The organism is Nocardiopsis sp. Huas11 (assembly GCF_003634495.1).
In the GTDB taxonomy this organism is placed as follows: Bacteria; Actinomycetota; Actinomycetes; order Streptosporangiales; family Streptosporangiaceae; genus Nocardiopsis.
In genome coordinates this window covers 4,001,932-4,017,864 of record NZ_RBKY01000001.1, presented here as the reverse complement: position 1 = coordinate 4,017,864, position 15,933 = coordinate 4,001,932, and the positions used below count along the sequence as shown (strand labels likewise).

13 protein-coding genes are annotated in these 15,933 nt (G+C 73.0%); 3 read left to right on the top strand and 10 right to left on the bottom strand.

What is annotated here, in order from left to right; translation table 11 throughout:
* Positions 1 to 127: 127 nt before the first annotated feature.
* Entirely contained in the window at positions 128 to 2,326 is a 2,199-nt protein-coding gene (locus tag DFP74_RS18320; RefSeq protein WP_121183122.1) for a hypothetical protein, read from the bottom strand.
* A gap of 209 nt (positions 2,327 to 2,535) precedes the next feature.
* On the opposite strand from DFP74_RS18320, the gene DFP74_RS18315 reads away from it, so the two are divergent.
* The gene (locus DFP74_RS18315; RefSeq protein WP_121183120.1) at positions 2,536 to 4,221 is read left to right on the top strand and encodes an ATP-binding cassette domain-containing protein; all 1,686 of its coding nucleotides are present in this window, start codon (positions 2,536 to 2,538) and stop codon (positions 4,219 to 4,221) included.
* A gap of 154 nt (positions 4,222 to 4,375) precedes the next feature.
* A complete protein-coding gene (locus DFP74_RS18310) occupies positions 4,376 to 5,836 on the top strand; it encodes a nucleobase:cation symporter-2 family protein (protein ID WP_121183118.1) in 1,461 nt (486 codons plus the stop codon).
* Positions 5,837 to 5,857: 21 nt separating this feature from the next.
* On the opposite strand, the gene DFP74_RS18305 is transcribed toward DFP74_RS18310, so the two are convergent.
* The 9 genes from DFP74_RS18305 to DFP74_RS18265 all read right to left on the bottom strand — a co-directional run bounded on the left by DFP74_RS18305 (position 5,858) and on the right by DFP74_RS18265 (position 14,925).
* The gene (locus DFP74_RS18305) at positions 5,858 to 6,853 is read right to left on the bottom strand and encodes a hypothetical protein (RefSeq protein WP_121183116.1); all 996 of its coding nucleotides are present in this window, start codon (positions 6,851 to 6,853) and stop codon (positions 5,858 to 5,860) included.
* Positions 6,854 to 7,116: 263 nt separating this feature from the next.
* On the bottom strand, positions 7,117 to 8,361 hold the full coding sequence (locus DFP74_RS18300; RefSeq protein ID WP_121183114.1) for a cytochrome P450: 1,245 nt from the start codon (positions 8,359 to 8,361) through the stop codon (positions 7,117 to 7,119).
* A complete protein-coding gene (locus tag DFP74_RS18295) occupies positions 8,361 to 9,593 on the bottom strand; it encodes a cytochrome P450 (protein WP_121183113.1) in 1,233 nt (410 codons plus the stop codon). The genes DFP74_RS18300 and DFP74_RS18295 overlap by 1 nt, the downstream gene beginning before the upstream one ends.
* 88 nt (positions 9,594 to 9,681) lie before the next feature.
* Positions 9,682 to 10,926: a cytochrome P450 gene (locus DFP74_RS18290; RefSeq protein WP_121183111.1), complete on the bottom strand. Its 1,245-nt coding sequence runs from the start codon at positions 10,924 to 10,926 to the stop codon at positions 9,682 to 9,684.
* Entirely contained in the window at positions 10,926 to 12,143 is a 1,218-nt protein-coding gene (locus tag DFP74_RS18285) for a cytochrome P450 (RefSeq protein WP_121183109.1), read from the bottom strand. The genes DFP74_RS18290 and DFP74_RS18285 overlap by 1 nt, the downstream gene beginning before the upstream one ends.
* A complete protein-coding gene (locus DFP74_RS18280; RefSeq protein ID WP_121183107.1) occupies positions 12,140 to 12,754 on the bottom strand; it encodes an ATP/GTP-binding protein in 615 nt (204 codons plus the stop codon). The genes DFP74_RS18285 and DFP74_RS18280 overlap by 4 nt, the downstream gene beginning before the upstream one ends.
* The gene (locus DFP74_RS18275; RefSeq protein ID WP_121183105.1) at positions 12,735 to 13,097 is read right to left on the bottom strand and encodes a DUF742 domain-containing protein; all 363 of its coding nucleotides are present in this window, start codon (positions 13,095 to 13,097) and stop codon (positions 12,735 to 12,737) included. The genes DFP74_RS18280 and DFP74_RS18275 overlap by 20 nt, the downstream gene beginning before the upstream one ends.
* Positions 13,094 to 13,498: a roadblock/LC7 domain-containing protein gene (locus tag DFP74_RS18270; RefSeq protein ID WP_121183103.1), complete on the bottom strand. Its 405-nt coding sequence runs from the start codon at positions 13,496 to 13,498 to the stop codon at positions 13,094 to 13,096. Before DFP74_RS18270 ends, DFP74_RS18275 begins: the two co-directional genes overlap by 4 nt.
* Complete coding sequence (locus tag DFP74_RS18265) at positions 13,498 to 14,925, bottom strand: ATP-binding protein (RefSeq protein WP_121183101.1); 1,428 nt, start codon at positions 14,923 to 14,925, stop codon at positions 13,498 to 13,500. The genes DFP74_RS18270 and DFP74_RS18265 overlap by 1 nt, the downstream gene beginning before the upstream one ends.
* 577 nt (positions 14,926 to 15,502) lie before the next feature.
* Here DFP74_RS18265 and DFP74_RS18260 point away from each other — a divergent pair.
* Positions 15,503 to 15,886 (top strand): RNA polymerase-binding protein RbpA, encoded by a 384-nt coding sequence (locus DFP74_RS18260; RefSeq protein ID WP_121183099.1) that lies wholly within the window; start codon positions 15,503 to 15,505, stop codon positions 15,884 to 15,886.
* The last annotated feature ends 47 nt before the right edge of the window (positions 15,887 to 15,933 follow it).

The following is a 15,933-nucleotide window of genomic DNA, read 5'->3' as shown; positions in this document are numbered from 1 at the left end:
ATCCCCTTCCCCCGTGCGCGCCCCCACGCGCCGACGCCGTTCGGCGACGCAACGCCATTATGACAGCGTGGCGACGTGCCGGTTCACGCGTCGGCGAGGGCTGTGGACCACGGGTGGGCGGGGACGGTCAGAAGGTGCCGTCGGGCCATTCGGAGAGCACCGCGTCGGGGTCGGGGACGGTGACCTCGACCGTGTCGTCGAGGCTGCGGAAGGTGTAGTCGAGGTTCCAGTACCCGACGTCGACGGGCTCGCCGGTGTTCGGGATCTCCACGAGCAGGTTGAGCGGCGCGCGGTCCTCGCCGACGATGAGCACGAACCCCTTCTGGCCGCCGCCGGCGTCGGTGTAGGTGCCCTCCAGGCGCGTGCCGGGGACGGCGGAACCGGTCTCCGGCTCGGTGTAGGCCGGGTCGTAGATCTGCCAGTACTCCAGGACCGGCGCGAACTCGGTCGGCTGCTCGTCGGTGACCTCACCCGTCTCGGCGATCGCCGACAGGGGTTCGGCCACGGATTCGGGCGTGTAGTCGGCCGGGTCGTAGCCGGTGCTGTCGGAGACGTCGACCCACTCGCCGTTCGGGCCGGCCGAGACGATCACCCGGTCGTCGACGAACAGGCTCTCGGAGTACTCCGAGGCGTAGGTCCCCACCCGGCGCTGCATGACGTCGTCACCGAAGGCGTAGTGGTCGAACCAGACGCGGTTCCCCGTCGCGCCGATCGGATCGGCGGGCGGCTCCTGCGGCGGCCCGGACCCGTCCCCGGGGTACTGGTGGATCGACACCTCGAAGCTGTCGGCGTCCAGGAAGACCTCCGCCGACGCGGCGGCCAGGTCGATGCCGGTGGGGTCGGGTTCGGGCTCCTCCGGCGCCGAGGGCTGCTCGGCGGCCGGTGGCACGACGGCGTTCGGCTCCTCTTCCGCCAAGCCCCTGAACAGCAGGTATCCGCCTCCGGCGACCACTCCGGCGGCGATGACCCCGACGGTCGCCAGGGCCGCGATCCTGACGCCGGACAGGCCGGTGGCGCCGCCTTCGCCGGTGGCCTCGGACTGGACGGGGACGTCCGCCGTCCCCGCTCCCGCCCCGGATCCGAACACCCCCGACGCCGCGTGGCCGGAGAAGCCCCCGTCCGAGGGCACCCCGGCGGGCGCGCCCGGACCGGGGCCGGTGGCGGCGGAGGCGGGCGGCGCGGTGTCGGCGGCCGAACCCGGCGGCGGGTCCCGGCGGTAGGCCCCGGCCGGTGAGCGGGGGGTGAAGAGCGACCCGGGCGCGGCGGAGGGACCGGCGCCCGCCGTGACGGCGGCCCCCGCTCCGGCCGACGCGCCGCCGGTGGGTGCGGCCGTCCGCGCGGCCCTGGGCGGGTGCGGCGGCCCCGTCGGCACGGCCGTGGGTGCGGCCGTGGGTGCGGCCGTGGGCGGGCCCGTCGGTGCGGCCGTGGGCGCGGCCCCGGCGGAAGCGGCGTCGAAGGCCGGACCCGCGGCCTCGGCGGCCGGGGCCCGCGCGGCGCGCGCCGCCGCGTTCCACAGACCCGGGTCGTGCCAGGAGGTGTCCACCCCCGGCCAGTGCTCGCCGATCAGCGTCCACAGGCGGTCCGACCACTCCCGGGCGGGGACGTCCTCGCCGAGGCCCAGGAGCAGCAGGAGTTCGAGGTAGAGCTCCTCCGTCTCCGGGCGCGCGGCCGGGTCGGGCGACAGGGCCCGCTGGACGAGGGGTTCGAGTCCGGCGGGGAGCTGTCCCGGGCGGGCGGGCGTGCGCCCGGCGCTGAACAGCACGAGGCGCCCCCACGCCGCGGCGTCGCCGCGGGGACTCGGCCGCGTCCGCTGGGTCCACTGTCCCAGGCCGTGGTCGACCAGGTGGGGGCCGTCCGGGGAGACGACGACGCTCTCCGGGCGGATGTCGCCGTGGACGAGGCCGGCCGCGTGGAGGGCGCTGAGGGCCTCGGCGTAGCCCGCGGCGGCCACGGTCAGCGCGTGGCCGGTCAGCGGCCCCTGGTGCTGGAGGTGGTCGCGCAGGGAGTGTCCGGGGGTGTAGTCGGTCGCGGTCCACAGCGCGCCGTGGTCGAGGCCGCCGTCGTGGGCCACGGCGGCGCAGAGGCTGGACACGCGCTGGCCCGCCGCGATCCGGTCGGCGAGTTCGCTCGCCGTCCCGGCCCCGGGGGCGCCTGCGGCGTGCATGACGGCGCTCGGCGCGCCGTCCGGGGAGACGGCGGCGTAGACGGCCGCGGTGGGGCCGGAGAACAGGCGCCCGATGATTCTGTACGGCCCGATGAGGCTGGGGTCACTCTGCGTGAGCGGAGTGACGCCTGAGGGCAGGCGACGTGCGGGGGGCTGAGCCATATCGGAGGGGAATCTTCCCAGAATCACGTGTGAGGTGACTCAGACGTCTGGCATATCGGAGAGGGCTCGATTGTAGACCGGAACAAATCTCGCCAACAAGACGAACAGGTCACCGTCCGGCCGAGACCGCAGGAGTACGACCGCTTCCCGGGCCCCTGCGGCGCGAAAACCCTTTGCCGGGGGTGAACGCCGCGTGGCAGCCTGCGGCGGTGGGATACGTGGAGGTCAACCAGATCGGACACACCCTGCCCGACGGACGCGTGCTGTTGAACGCGGTGTCGTTCCGGGTGGGCGAGAGGTCCAAGACCGCTCTCGTCGGGGCCAACGGCGCCGGCAAGAGCACCCTGCTGCGCCTGGTGCGGGGCGAGAGCGCTCCGCAGGAGGGCGCCGTGACCCTGGACGGCGAGCTGGGCGTGATGCCGCAGTTCGTCGGGCACGTCCGGGACGAGACCACCGTGCACGAGCTCCTGGTGTCGGTCTCCCCCGCCCCGGTCAGGGCGGCGCACGCCGACCTGGAGGCGGCCGAGACCGCCATGATGGTCGACGACGGCGAGAAGACCCAGATGCGCTACGCCGAGGCGATGGCGCGCTACGGGGACTCCGGCGGTTACGAGGCCGAGGTCGTGTGGGACCAGTGCTGCGTCGCGGCCCTGGGCACCCCCTACGAGCGCTGCCGGTGGCGCGAGGTGCGCACCCTGTCCGGCGGCGAGCAGAAGCGGCTGGTCATCGAGGCGCTGTTGCGCGGTCCGGCCCCGGTCCTGCTGCTGGACGAGCCCGACAACTACCTGGACGTGCCGGGCAAGCGCTGGTTGGAGGAGTCGCTGCTCGCCTCGCCCAAGACCGTCCTGTTCGTCTCGCACGACCGCGAACTGCTCAGCCGCGTCCCCGACCGCATCGTCACACTCGAACTCGGCGCGGCGGGCAACACCGCCTGGGTGCACGGCGGCGCGTTCGACACCTACCACGAGGCCCGGCGCGAGCGCTTCGCCCGGCTCGACGAGCTGCGGCGGCGGTGGGACGAAGAGCACCGCAAGCTGCGCACCCTGGTGTCGATGTACAAGCAGAAGGCCGCCTACAACTCGGACATGGCCTCGCGCTACCAGTCGGCCCGCACGCGGCTGCGCCGCTTCGAGGACGCCGGGCCACCGGAGAAGCAGCCGCGCGAGCAGCACCTGCGGATGCGGCTGCGCGGCGGCCGGACCGGGCGCCGCGCACTGGTGTGCGAGGACCTGGAGCTGACCGGCCTGATGCGCCCCTTCGGGCTGGAGGTCTGGTACGGCGAGCGGGTGGCGGTGCTGGGGTCCAACGGGTCGGGCAAATCGCACTTCCTGCGCCTGCTCGCCGGGGGCGGCGGCGATCCGGAGTCGTCGCTGGTGCCCGAGGAGCAGCGGCACCGCGTCCCGCCGGTCCGGCACACCGGCCGGGCGGTGCTCGGCGCGCGTGTGCTGCCGGGCTGGTTCGCGCAGACCCACGAGCACCCGGAGTTCGCAGGGCGTTCCCTGCTGGACATCCTGCACAGCGGGGAGGGCACCCGCCGGGGCGTACCGCGTGAGGAGGCGGGGCGGGCGCTGGACCGCTACGAGCTGGCCCAGGCCGCGGACCAGACCTTCGACTCGCTCTCCGGCGGGCAGCAGGCGCGGTTCCAGATCCTGCTGCTGGAGCTGACCGGCTCGACGATGCTGCTGCTGGACGAGCCCACCGACAACCTGGACGTGGTGTCCGCGGAGGCGCTGGAGTCCGCGCTGGAGAGCTTCGAGGGAACCGTCCTGGCGGTCACCCACGACCGCTGGTTCGCGCGCGGGTTCGACCGCTTCGTGGTGTTCGGCGCGGACGGGCGCGTGCGGGAGGTGCCGGAGCCGGTCTGGGACGAGGAGCGAGTGCGCCGGGACCGCTGAGCGCCTGTGTACAGACGCGTATACATCCTGTGACTTGACCGCGGCGCAACAGGGACGATCATCCCCGGAAACGCGGGGATAGTTGCCTTCCACCGGGCGAGAACGCACCATGTCGGACCAGTCCGACTCTTCCCCCTGAGAGCAGAGGCCGCGTATGTCGATCCCCCAGAACGCCCCCGCCCCGGAAGACGAGAGGCCCGAGGACGAGAGGCCCAAGGCCGGGCTGATGGTCGTCTACGGCTTCCAGCACATCCTGGCCATGTACGCGGGCGTGGTCACCCCGCCCATCATCGTCGGAGCGGTCGTGGGCCTGTCCACCGCGGAGATGGGCATCCTGATCAGCGCGGCGCTCCTGGTCAGCGGCCTGGCGACGCTCCTGCAGACGATGGGCGTGTGGCGCTTCGGCGCGCGGCTGCCCTCGGTCATCGGCATCTCGTTCGTGCCGGTGAGCGCGATGGTCGGGATCGCGGGCGAGAGCGGGCTGCCCACGGTGTTCGGCGCCGCGCTGGTGGCCGGCGTGTTCGGCCTGTGCGTCGTCCCGGTCATGGCGAGCCTGATCCGGTTCTTCCCGCCGGTGGTCACCGGCAGCGTCATCACCATCATCGGCGTGTCCCTGTTCCCCGTCGCGGTCGGGTGGATCACGGAGAACAACGAGACCGGGGTGCCGACCACCACCGGCCTGGCGCTGGCCGGGACCACCCTGCTCATCGTGCTGCTCCTGGCGTGGCTCCTGCCCGGCGTGTGGAGCCGGATGGCGGTGCTGGGCGGTCTGGTCCTGGGCACGGTGGTCGCCGCCGCCTTCGGCCAGGTCGACTTCTCCGCGATCGGCGAGGGCGCGATCTTCTCGTTCGGCCAGCCGTTCTACTTCGGTCCGCCGCAGTTCCAGACGGCCGCGATCATCACCATGTGCGTGGTCATGCTGGTGATCCTGACCGAAGGGGTCGCCGACATCCTCGCCGTCGGAGAGATCGTGGGCGCCAGGATGGACGGGCGGCGCCTGGCCGACGGTCTGCGCGTGGACGCGCTGGCCTCCATCGTCGGCCCGCTGCTCAACACCTTCCCCGGCAGCACCTTCAGCCAGAACGTCGGCCTGGTGGCGCTGACCCGGGTCAAGAGCCGGTACGTGGTGGCCGTCGGCGGACTGATCCTCATCACCCTGGGGCTGTTCCCGATCCTGGGGCGGATCGTGGCGATGATCCCCTCCCCGGTACTGGGCGGGGCCGGGCTGGTGCTGTTCGGCTCGGTGGCCGCGGCCGGGATCCGGACGCTGGCCGCGGTGAAGTACGACGGGAACATGAACCTGATCGTCGTGGCGGTGGCGCTGGCCTTCGGCACGATCCCGCTGGCCGCGCCGGGCTTCTACGACGGCTTCCCGAGCTGGGCCGCGATGATCCTGAGTTCGGGGATCGTGGCGGGCGCGGTCGCGGCGCTGCTGCTCAACGCCTGCTTCAACATCCTGGGCCGCAAGGACGGCGCGGCGGCGCGGGCCTCCGAGAGCGGGCCCGAACGCCCCTCCGGGAGCACGGCCGAGCCCGCGTCCGTACCCGAGCCCGCATCGGTTCCCGAGTCCGCGACCGAGTCCGGGCGGCCCTCCGAGAGCGCCCCGAAGGAGTGACGGGCGGTCCCGGTCGGGCCCTCACTCGACCGGGACCTCCAGTTCCACCGTGGCGGAGCACTCCTCCAGGCAGCCCTCGACCCGCAGCGTGCCGCCCGGTCGCGCGTCGGGCACCAGGAACGAGGCGCGGGTGGTGGACCCCGCCGCGAGTTCGTAGCGGCCGGCCGCGGCGGAGACGTCGAACTCCTCGCCGCCGGGGTCGACGTAGACGGCGCCGAAGAGGTCGATGTCGACCGTGTGGACGGTGCCGATCTCGACGGTGATCTCCAGCTCCCGCGCGTGGTAGGCGCTCACCAGCGAGGCGTGCACGCCCTGGGACGCGGTGGTCCCGCCCGCTCCCCCGAGCAGGTCGGGCCCCGGGTCGGCGCCGTCCACCAGGAAGCCCTGGATGCGGTCCCCCGCCGACTCGAAGCCGGTGAAGTGCGCGCACCGGCGCTCCTGGGGCGGGTCCGCGTCCTTGTCACCGGGGTCGCACAGCTCGAAGCCCTGCGCCGTCGGCCGCACCTCCGAGGGCAGGAGCGGCCGGCCCTCGTCGACGCGCGCCTGGACGAGCGAGATCCGGTGGGTGAGGAACTCGTCGGCCGTGGAGCCCTCAGGGGTCAGCAGCCACCCCTCGCGCATGCGGTCGGGGTCGTCGGTCGCGGCGAGGGCCTCCATGTACTCCGCCGCGACCTCGGACGGGGTCGCCGATTCCGGCGGCGGTGAGGTCGTGGTCGGCGACGGGGAAGGGGACGGCGACGGCGACGGCGACGGCGACGGCCGGTCCGTTCCCTCGGGGCCCGTCGGCGCGGTAGTCGGCTCCGTGGTCGGCGTCGCCCCGTCCGGTGCGTCCGGCGTCGGCCCGGTCGGCGCCTGCTCGGGCGGCGTGGTCGGGTCCGGTGTGCGCGGCTCCGGGGTGGCGTCCTCGGCGGGCCCGACGGACGCGGGCGGTTCCTGTTCCGGTGACCACCCGCAGGCCGCGGCGGCCACCAGGAGGGCCAGGGCGACCGCCGAGGCACGCAGGCGCGTCGAGGCCATAGGACTCCTCCCCCGGGTTCGGCACGAAGCCATGCGCGCCGAGCCTAGTGTGAGTTGTCCCAAATAAGGATGTTCTGCGACCTATGTCCGCATAAAGGGAAAGAGCGGGCCAAGCGCGCGGGGCCTCCGGCCCGGGGGCCAACGCAGGGGCCCATGCGTGGGCGCACGCATGGGCGCACGCGCCGGTGCCCGACCGCCGGACGTGATCGGCGGGCGGGGCGCTCACCCCGCCGCCCGCCGATCACGCCCCGCCGCCGTTCCGGTCAGGGACGCAGGACGACCGGGAAATCCGCCAGGCTGTTGACCGAGAGCGCCGACTCCACCCGCAGCTCCTCGTCCGGGACCGCGAGCCGCAGGTCCGGGAAGCGCTCGAAGAGCATCGGCAGCACGATCCGGGCCTCCAGCCGCGACAGCGGGGCGCCCGGGCAGATGTGCGGCCCGTAGCCGAAGCTGATGTGCCGGCCCTGCGTGCGCGTGACGTCGAAGACCTCCGGGTGCGGGTCCTGTCCGAACTCGGCGCGGTCCCGGCTGGTCGCCCCGTAGTGCGTCAGCACCGCGTCGCCCGCGCGGATGGTCTCCCCTCCGATCTCGACGTCCTCGGTGGCGAACCGGAACATGATGAGGTTGTTGGGCGGGTCGTAGCGCAGGACCTCCTCGATGACCGCTTCCCACGTGACCTTGCCCTGCTCCACGAGCGCGAACTGGTCGGGGTGGGCCAGCAGCGCGCGCACCGCGTTGGTCAGCAGGTTCACCGTGGTCTCGTGCCCGGCCGCCACGACCGACAGCAGCGTGATGGTGATCTCGGCGTCGCTGAGGGCGTCGCCGTCCTCGCCCGCGTTGAGCAGGTCGGTGGTGAAGTCGTCCCCGGGCTCGGCGCGCTTGCGGGCGACCATCTCGCCGAAGAACTGGAAGAGCGCCCCGTAGATCTGCAGGTGCTCCCCGTCGGCCATGTTGCCGGAGAAGAGCTTGGAGTACATCTCGCCCAGCTGCGAGTACTCGGACTCGGCCACCCCGTAGAGTTCCCCGATCACGCTCATGGGCACCTTGAACGTGAACTCGGACTTCAGGTCCAGCCGCTCCCCCGCCCTGGGCTCCAGGGCGTCCAGCGCGGCGGCGGTGATCCGTTCGATGTCCGGCCGCAGCCGCTCGACCCTGCGCGCGGAGAACGGGCTGGCGGTGAGCTGTCGCAGCCGCCGGTGGGGAGCGCCGTCCAGGGCCAGCATGTTCGTGCTGTCCGTGGGGATCGTGCCCAGCAGCGGCCACCCCTCGGGAACACGGCCGCCCTGGTAGTCGGCCCAGTGCTCGACGCTCTTGACGAACCGGGTGTCGGTGAGCAGAGCGCGGCTGACCTCGTGGTGGGTGGTGGCCCAGGCCCGGACCCCGCCGGGCAGCTCCACGCGGGTGACCGGGCCCGCCTGGTAGAGGCGCTCGCGGTCGGCCTGGACGTCGTCGGGCACGGCGTGGATGAGGGGGACGCCGTCGGCGCTGTGCTGGACGGGGCAGGACATCAGAGCACTCCTTGTGGGGTGGAGGGTGTGAAGGTGACGGGGAGGGCTGCCACGCCCCGGATCCAGGGAGAGGGCCGCCACCGGACCTCCTCGGGGGCGATCGCCAGTTCGAGGTCGGGCAGGCGGTCCAGCAGAACCTCGACCGCCGTGACCGCCATCGTCTCGGCCAGCCCGCGGGCGGCGTAGGGGCAGCCGTGCTCGCCGTGGGAGAAGGACAGGTGGGCGTGGTTGGCGCCGTGCCCGGACCGCGTGCCCGACCCGGCCCCCGGCTCGCCCGAGCTCAGCCACGGGTCCCGGTTGGCCGCGGCGAAGCCGAGCACCAGCAGGTCGCCCTCCCAGATGACCCGTCCGCCCAGCTCGACGTCGTGGGCGGCGAAGCGGCCGGCGTTCATCTGCGAGGGCGAGTCCTCCCACAGCACCTCCACCAGGGCCTCGCGGACGCTGCTGCGCGCTCCGGACAGCGACGCGGCGAAGCGGTCGTCGGTCAGCATCAGGCGCAGGGCGTTGCCGATCCACTCGGCCGTGGTCTGGTGGGCGCCGCCCAGGACGGCCCCGAGTTCGGCGATCAGGTCCTCGTCGGTGTAGGCGGCGGGGTGCGCGATCATCCGCGAGACCACGTCCGGTCCCGGCATCTCACGGCGCTCGGCGACCAGCCGGGCGAACGCCGCGGCGACGCGGCCGTGCGCCGCCACCGCTTCGGGGCCGGCGTCGAACACCGTGCTCATGTCCGAGGTGATCGCCTCGCCCTGCTCGTCGTCCAGGCCGTACATCCAGCACAGCAGGAGGGAGGGGAGCCGTTCGAAGTACCGGGTGCGCAGGTCGGCCGAGCTGTCGGTGCAGAAGCCGTCGATGAGGCGGTCGGCCAGCCGCGTGGTGACCGTGCGCAGCTCGTAGGGGTCGGCGCCGTGCAGGGCGTCGTTGACGGCCGCGGCGCGGCGCCGGTGGTCGGCGCCCTCGGCCGAGAGGAGGTTGGGCAGCGGCGCCAGGACCGGCAGCAGCGGCCAGTCCTCGGGCACCCGGTCCCAGGCGTTCCAGCGGCGCGGGCTGCGGGCGAACACGTCCGGGGTGCTCAGGACGTGGTGCAGTTCGCGGTAGCCGATGACCAGCCAGGCGGGGACGTCGGCTTCGAGCAGCACCGGAACGACGGGCCCGTGTTCGTCGCGCATGGTCCGGTAGAGGGCGGCCGGGTCGTCGTGGAAGCCGGATCCGTACAGGCGGACGGGATCGCTCACCGGGGACTCCGTGGGGGGGAAGGGGGCGAGGGGGTACAGGTGACCGGGCCGCCCCTGGTCGTGGGGTGCGGCCCGGCCGTGGAGGGGCTCAGGGCCGCAGGAGGACCGGAAGCTCCTTGAGGCTGTTGACGATGATGGACGGGTGGTTGGCGAGCTCCTCGTCGGGCACCGCCAGCCGCAGGTCCGGGTAGCGCTCGAAAAGCATGGGCAGGGCGATCTGGCCCTCCATGCGGGCCAGGGCGGCGCCGGGGCACACGTGCGGCCCGTAGCCGAAGGACATGTGCCGGCCCTGGGTGCGGGTGAGGTCGAACTCGGAGGGGCGGGGGTCCGCACCGTGCTCGGCGGTGTCGCGGCTGATCGCGCCGTAGGAGACCATCAGGGCCTCGCCCTTGGCGATGACCGTGTCCCCGACCTCGATGTCCTCGGTGGCGAAGCGGAAGACCATGTTGGAGGTGGGCGGGTCGTACCGCAGTGCCTCCTCGACCACGGTGTCCCATCCGACCTTGCCCTCCTTGACCAGCGCGAACTGGTCGGGGTGGGTGAGCAGGGCGCGCACCGCGTTGCAGAGCAGGTTGACCGTGGTCTCGTGGCCGGCCGCCACGGTCACCTGGAGGGTGCCGCGCACCTCCAGGTCGGTGAGGGCGTCGCCGTTCTCGCCGGCCTGGAGGAGCTCGGTGGTGAGGTCGTCTCCGGGCCGGGCGCGCTTGGCGGCGATCATGTCGTCGTAGTACTGCTCCAGCTCGGCGTACACGCGCATGAACTCCTCCGGCCCGGTGACCGAGGAGAAGAACTTGACGTACATGTCGCGCAGGTACGGGAACTCCGAGCGGTCCACCCCGTACAGCTCGCCGATGACGCTCATCGGGAGCCGGAAGGCGAACTCCGACTTCAGGTCCAGGGGCCGGTCGGCGGCCGGCTCCATCGCGTCGAGCAGCTCGGTGGTGAGCGCCTGGATGCGGGGCCGCAGCCGTTCCACCGTGCGCGCGGAGAAGGCCTTTGCGGTGAGCAGGCGCAGGCGGCGGTGCTCGGCGCCGTCGGTGCCCAGCAGGTTGGTGGGGGTGGGCGGGATGGTGCTCAGCAGCGGCCAGCTCTGCGAGATCTTCCCGTTCTGGAGGTCCGCCCAGTGCGCGACGTCCTTGACCAGGCGGCTGTCGGTGAGCAGCGCGCGGGCGGTCTCGTGGTGGGTCACGCCCCAGGCGGTCACGCCCTCGGGGAACTCCACGCGGGTCAGCGGTCCCGCCGCGTACAGGGCCTCGCGTTCGGCGGGCAGGTCGGTGACGTAGGGGTCCAGGACGAACGTGCCGCCGGAGCCGTGCTGAACGGGACAGGGCATCAGGTGTCTCCTCGTGGTGGGGCGGGGGTGAAGGTGACGGGGAGCGAGGCGACACCGCGGACCCAGGGCGAGGGGCGCCAGCGCAGTTCCGCGGCGGGGATGGCGAGTTCGAGGTCGGGCAGGCGGTCCATGAGCACTTCGATCCCGGTCACCGCGATCGTCTCCGCGATCTCCCGCGCGGGGAAGGGGCAACCGTGCTCACCGTGGGAGAAGGACAGGTGGGCGTGGTTGCCGTGGCGGCCCGGCCCGTCGATCCCCTGGTGGACGCGCTGGTCGTGGTTGGCCCCGGCCAGTCCGAGGAGCAGCAGGTCTCCCTCGCGGATGAGCCGGCCGCCCAGTTCCACGTCGTGGGCGGCGTAGCGGCCCGCGTGGATCTGGGTGGGGGTGTCCTCCCACAGGACCTCGTTGAGGGCTTCGCGTGCGCTGCGGCGGGCCCCGGCGATGGAGTCGGCGAAGCGGTCGTCGGTGAGCATCAGGCGCAGCGCGTTGCCGAGCCACTCGCCCGTGGGCTGGTTGCCCCCGCCCAGCATCACGATCAGCTCCGGGACCAGTTCCTCGTCCGTGAAGCCGGCCGCGTGCCCGATCATCCGGGACACCACGTCGTTGCCGGGCGACGCGCGGCGCTCGGCGACCAGGGCGGCCATGGCCGCCATGAGGGAGCGCTGGGCGTCCATCGCCGCGGGGCCGCCGTCGATCATGGTGGTCATGTCGGAGGAGAGGCGGTCGCCCCGCTCGTCGTCGAGCCCGTACATCCAGCTGAGGACGAGGGCGGGCAGCCGGGCGGAGTAGACGGCCCGCAGGTCGGCTCCTGTGGAGCCGCAGAACCCGTCGACGAGCCGGTCGGCCAGCCGGGTGGCGACCGTGCGCAGCTCGTGGGCGTCCACGGCGGCGAGGGCGTCGCTGATCGCCCCCGCGCGGCGCCGGTGCTCCTCGCCCTCGGAGTAGAGGACGGTGGGCAGCTGGATCACCAGGGGCAGCAGGGGCCAGTCGTCGGGGATCTTCGGCCAGGCGTTCCAGCGCCGCGAACTGCGCGCGAACACCGTCGGGTCGCTCACCACGCGGTGGACCTCCCGGTAGCCGATGACCAGCCAGGCGGGGACGTCGCCCTCCATCATCACGGGGACGACCTGCCCGTGCTCGCCGCGCATCTCCTGGTAGAGGCCCGCGGGGTCGGTCTGGAACCGCGGACCGTAGAGGTGGACCGGGCAGTCGTTCAACGGGAGCCTTCCATGACGAGGGAGCGGACGTGCCGGACCAGCGCGATGAGGACCTGCTTGGCGGAGCCGCGGTCGCGCGCGTCGCAGCGGATCAGGGGGACGCCCGGGTCCAGGTCCAGGGCGGAGCGCACCTCGTCGAGGTCGTGCGAGGTCTCACCGAAGTCGTTGTGCGCGACGACGAAGGGCGTGCCCTGGGCCTCCAGCCGGTCGATGGCGTAGAAGCAGTCGGCCAGGCGGCGGGTGTCCACGAGCACGACCGCGCCCAGGGCCCCGGAGAACAGGCGGTCCCACAGGAACCAGAAGCGCTCCTGCCCGGGTGCGCCGAAGATGTACAGGACCGAGGTCTCGTCCAGGGTGATGCGGCCGAAGTCGAAGGCCACGGTGGTGGAGCGCTTGGCCTCCACTCCACCCAGGTCGTCGACCCCGTCCCCGGCCCGCGTCATCGTCTCCTCGGTGTTGAGGGGACGGATCTCGCTGACCGAGGAGACCATGGTGGTCTTGCCGGCCCCGAAACCGCCGACGACGGCGATCTTGAGCGCCTGTTCCGTGGTCGCCCGGAGCGGCACGGGCGCGGCGTCGGGTGCGGGGGGTTCAGAGGTTGTGGAGTGCAACGAGCACCTTCTCCAACACGTCCGGGGAGGCCAGGGGCCTGGCCGGGGAGGGGGCGGGCCGGGGGTGGCGGGCGGTGACCCGGCCCGCGTCCAGAAGGTCGGTGAGCAGGATCCGCACGACCGCCACGGGCAGGTGCAGGTGCGCGGAGATCTCCACGACCGCCATCGGCCCGGACCCGCACATCCGCAGGATCTCGGCGTGCTCGGACTGCATCCCGGCCGCGGGTTCGCTCTCGGCCACGATGAGGGTCACCGCGTCCAGGGACTCGTCGGCTCCCGCACTGCGCCCGGAGGTGATCACGTAGAGCCGGTCGGGCCCCTCCTGCCGGTGGGAGCGGCTCATGCCGACCCGGTGGCGGCGCGGGGCGGGGTGGACAGGTGCTCGCCCATCTGCTCGACGAGCTCGTTCATGTTGTGTCCGACCAGGCCGGGCTCGGCCTCCTCGGAGGTGATGACCGCCAGGTGCGCCCCGTGGCCCGCCTCGACGATGAACAGCAGCCCGCCGTAGAACTCGGCCATGGCCTGGCGGACACCGCCCGCGCCCTCTCCGAACTCCACCGACGCGCTGTGCGCCAGGCTCTGCACCCCGGCGGCGATCGCCGCGAGGTGGTCGGCGCTGTCCTTGCCCAGGCCGGCGCTGTGGCACAGCTTGAGCCCGTCGCGCGAGAGCACCAGGGCGTGGCGTGTCCCGGGTGTGCGCTCCAGCAGCCCTTCGAGTAGCCAGGTCAGCGTGTCAAGGTTCATCAGGCGTCCTTCGATGATCCGGTCGGGTCCTGGCCGCGTACCGCCGAGCGGAACGCACCGAACCCCTTCGTCGGGGTGGCGGGTCCGGAGTCGGCGGGAGCGGGCCTGGCCTTCTCCGCGGCGGCGAGGGTCATGCCGCGGCGGCGCTGGGGCAGACCGTTCTCCGCCTTCTCCGCCTGGTCCGCAGCGGTCGCGGTGGGGGTCGCGGCCGGCGGTGGTGTGGGGTCGGCGGCGGCCGAGGTCCCGGAGGGGACCGGCGCGGAGAACGCCGATGCGGGGGACGGCGCGAGGCCGCGTGCGGGCGCCGCGGACGAGTCGATCCGGGGCCGGGGCAGGGGCTTGATGAGCTTCTGCGGCAGGAGTAGGACGACCGCCGTGCCGCCGCGGGAGGAGGAGCGGAAGGACACCGACAGCCCGTAGCGCTGGGCGAGCTGCCCCACGACCGCCAGTCCGAGGCGGGTTCCGGAGATGGTGGCCAGGTCCAGGCCGGACTCCACGGTCCGGCGGGCCCGTTCCAGGGCCTCCTCGCCCATGACGAGTCCGCCGTCCTCGACCATCACCGCGATCCCGGCCTGGACCTCCTCGACGTGGACGTGCACCTCGGAGGTGGGCGGTGAGAACCGGGCGGCGTTGTCCAGGATCTCCGCCACGCAGTGGACCACGCCCTCGGCGGCGAATCCGGCCACGGCCTGGGTGCAGACGTTGTGCACCCGCACGCGCCGGTAGTCGCCGATGCGCCCCATGGCGCCGCGCACGATGCTCTCCATGGCGATGGCCCGTCCCCAGCGGCGGCCCGAGCGGGCGCCCGTGAGCACCGCGATGCTGTCGGCGATCCGGCCGACCTGCGCGGTGCTGTGGTCCAGGTGCATCAGATCGCCCAGCACGTCGTCGCCGGAGCCCGCGGCCCCGTCGCCGTGGCGCTCCTGCATCCGCCGCAGGTCGGCGAGCATCGTGGTGGCCAGTGCCTGGACGCGTCCGGCGGCGGTGGCGCAGGCGACCATGGCCGAGGCCCGGCGGCGCTCGGCCGCCGCGATCTGCGTGGCGACCGCGCTCAGCACGGCCCGCCCTCCGGGGTCGCCCGGTGCGGGGACCCGGTGCAGCGCGGTCTCGGCCGAGTCGCCCTGGCGCAGCCGTTCGGCCAGTCGCGGCAGGTGGTCCTCGGCCAGTGCGGCGGTGTCGGCGCGCAGGCCGGCGATCTCACCGGTCAGCTCGCGCACGCGCCGGTCGCGGCGGTTGAGGGACAGGGCCAGGACGAGCAGCGACGCCAGAGCGGCCGCGGAGGCGACCAGGACGGGGGCGGACGCGGCGGGTGGCACCGTCCACAGTGCCCAGGCCCACAGGGGCAGGCTCAGGAGGGGGAGGTACAGCCAACCCGGCACGGCGAGCCGTGCGGAGGCGGTGCCGTGGGGTGGGGGGATGTCAGTCATCGGGTTCCATGTCCTGCCGTTACCGTTCGGTCACGCGCGGGGCACGCCGAAGGTCGCGGCCCGCGTGCCGGAGTGCGCCGAATGAAAAGACAGAATGGCCTTAACCTGCGCTTTTCAGCACACGGAGATTTAACCTACCACCAGTCGCCACAAGCGTCACGTCCGTATAATCACTTAACAATTCACCAAGGGTGACGAACGGTGACAAGCCCCTGGAACGCGACCTTCCGGGGACTCGGTGACTGCCTACGGGCGTCTACGACAATCGTCGTCAAAACGCCCGGAGGGTACAGAAGAACACACGGTGAACTGCGAAGACGCCATAAAGGTGCGCCGATCGACGGGACTGCGGGCGGGCCCTCGCGCGTTGAGGAAACCAGGGGTTCGGGCCCGGCCGGGGCGCCCCGGCGGACGCGGCGCAAAGGCCGCCGGGCCGTCCACGCGAGCGGTTCCGCCGAGGACGGGGCGACCCCGAGAGGGCCGGACGAGGTTCGACCTGAGGTCAGTGGGGAATCTTGACGTGGAACGACGCGTTACACCCCGCGAGACCGCACCAGCGCCTGGAGGCACCCACACGATGGCCGAGCGAGCACTTCGCGGCACACGGCTCGGGGCGACGAGCTACGAGAACGACCGCAACACCGACCTGGCTCCGCGCCAGGAAGTCACCTACGACTGCACCCGGGGCCACCGCTTCGCGGTCACCTTCGCGACCGAGGCCGAGATCCCCGCCGAGTGGGAGTGCCGCTTCTGCGGCGACCGCGCCCTGCGCCGGGACGGCTCCGGTGAGGAGCCCAAGAACGTCAAGCCGGTGCGCACCCACTGGGACATGCTGCTGGAGCGCCGGAGCATGGAGGACCTGGAAGAGGTCCTGGCCGAGCGTCTGGCCCTGCTGCGCGCACGCCGCCGCGAGGAGGCGGCCAAGGTGGAGGAGCTCGCCAAGCAGCGGCAGAGCGCCTGACACACCTCGACATTCGGGGGCGGTGGACATCGTGTCCACCGCCCCCG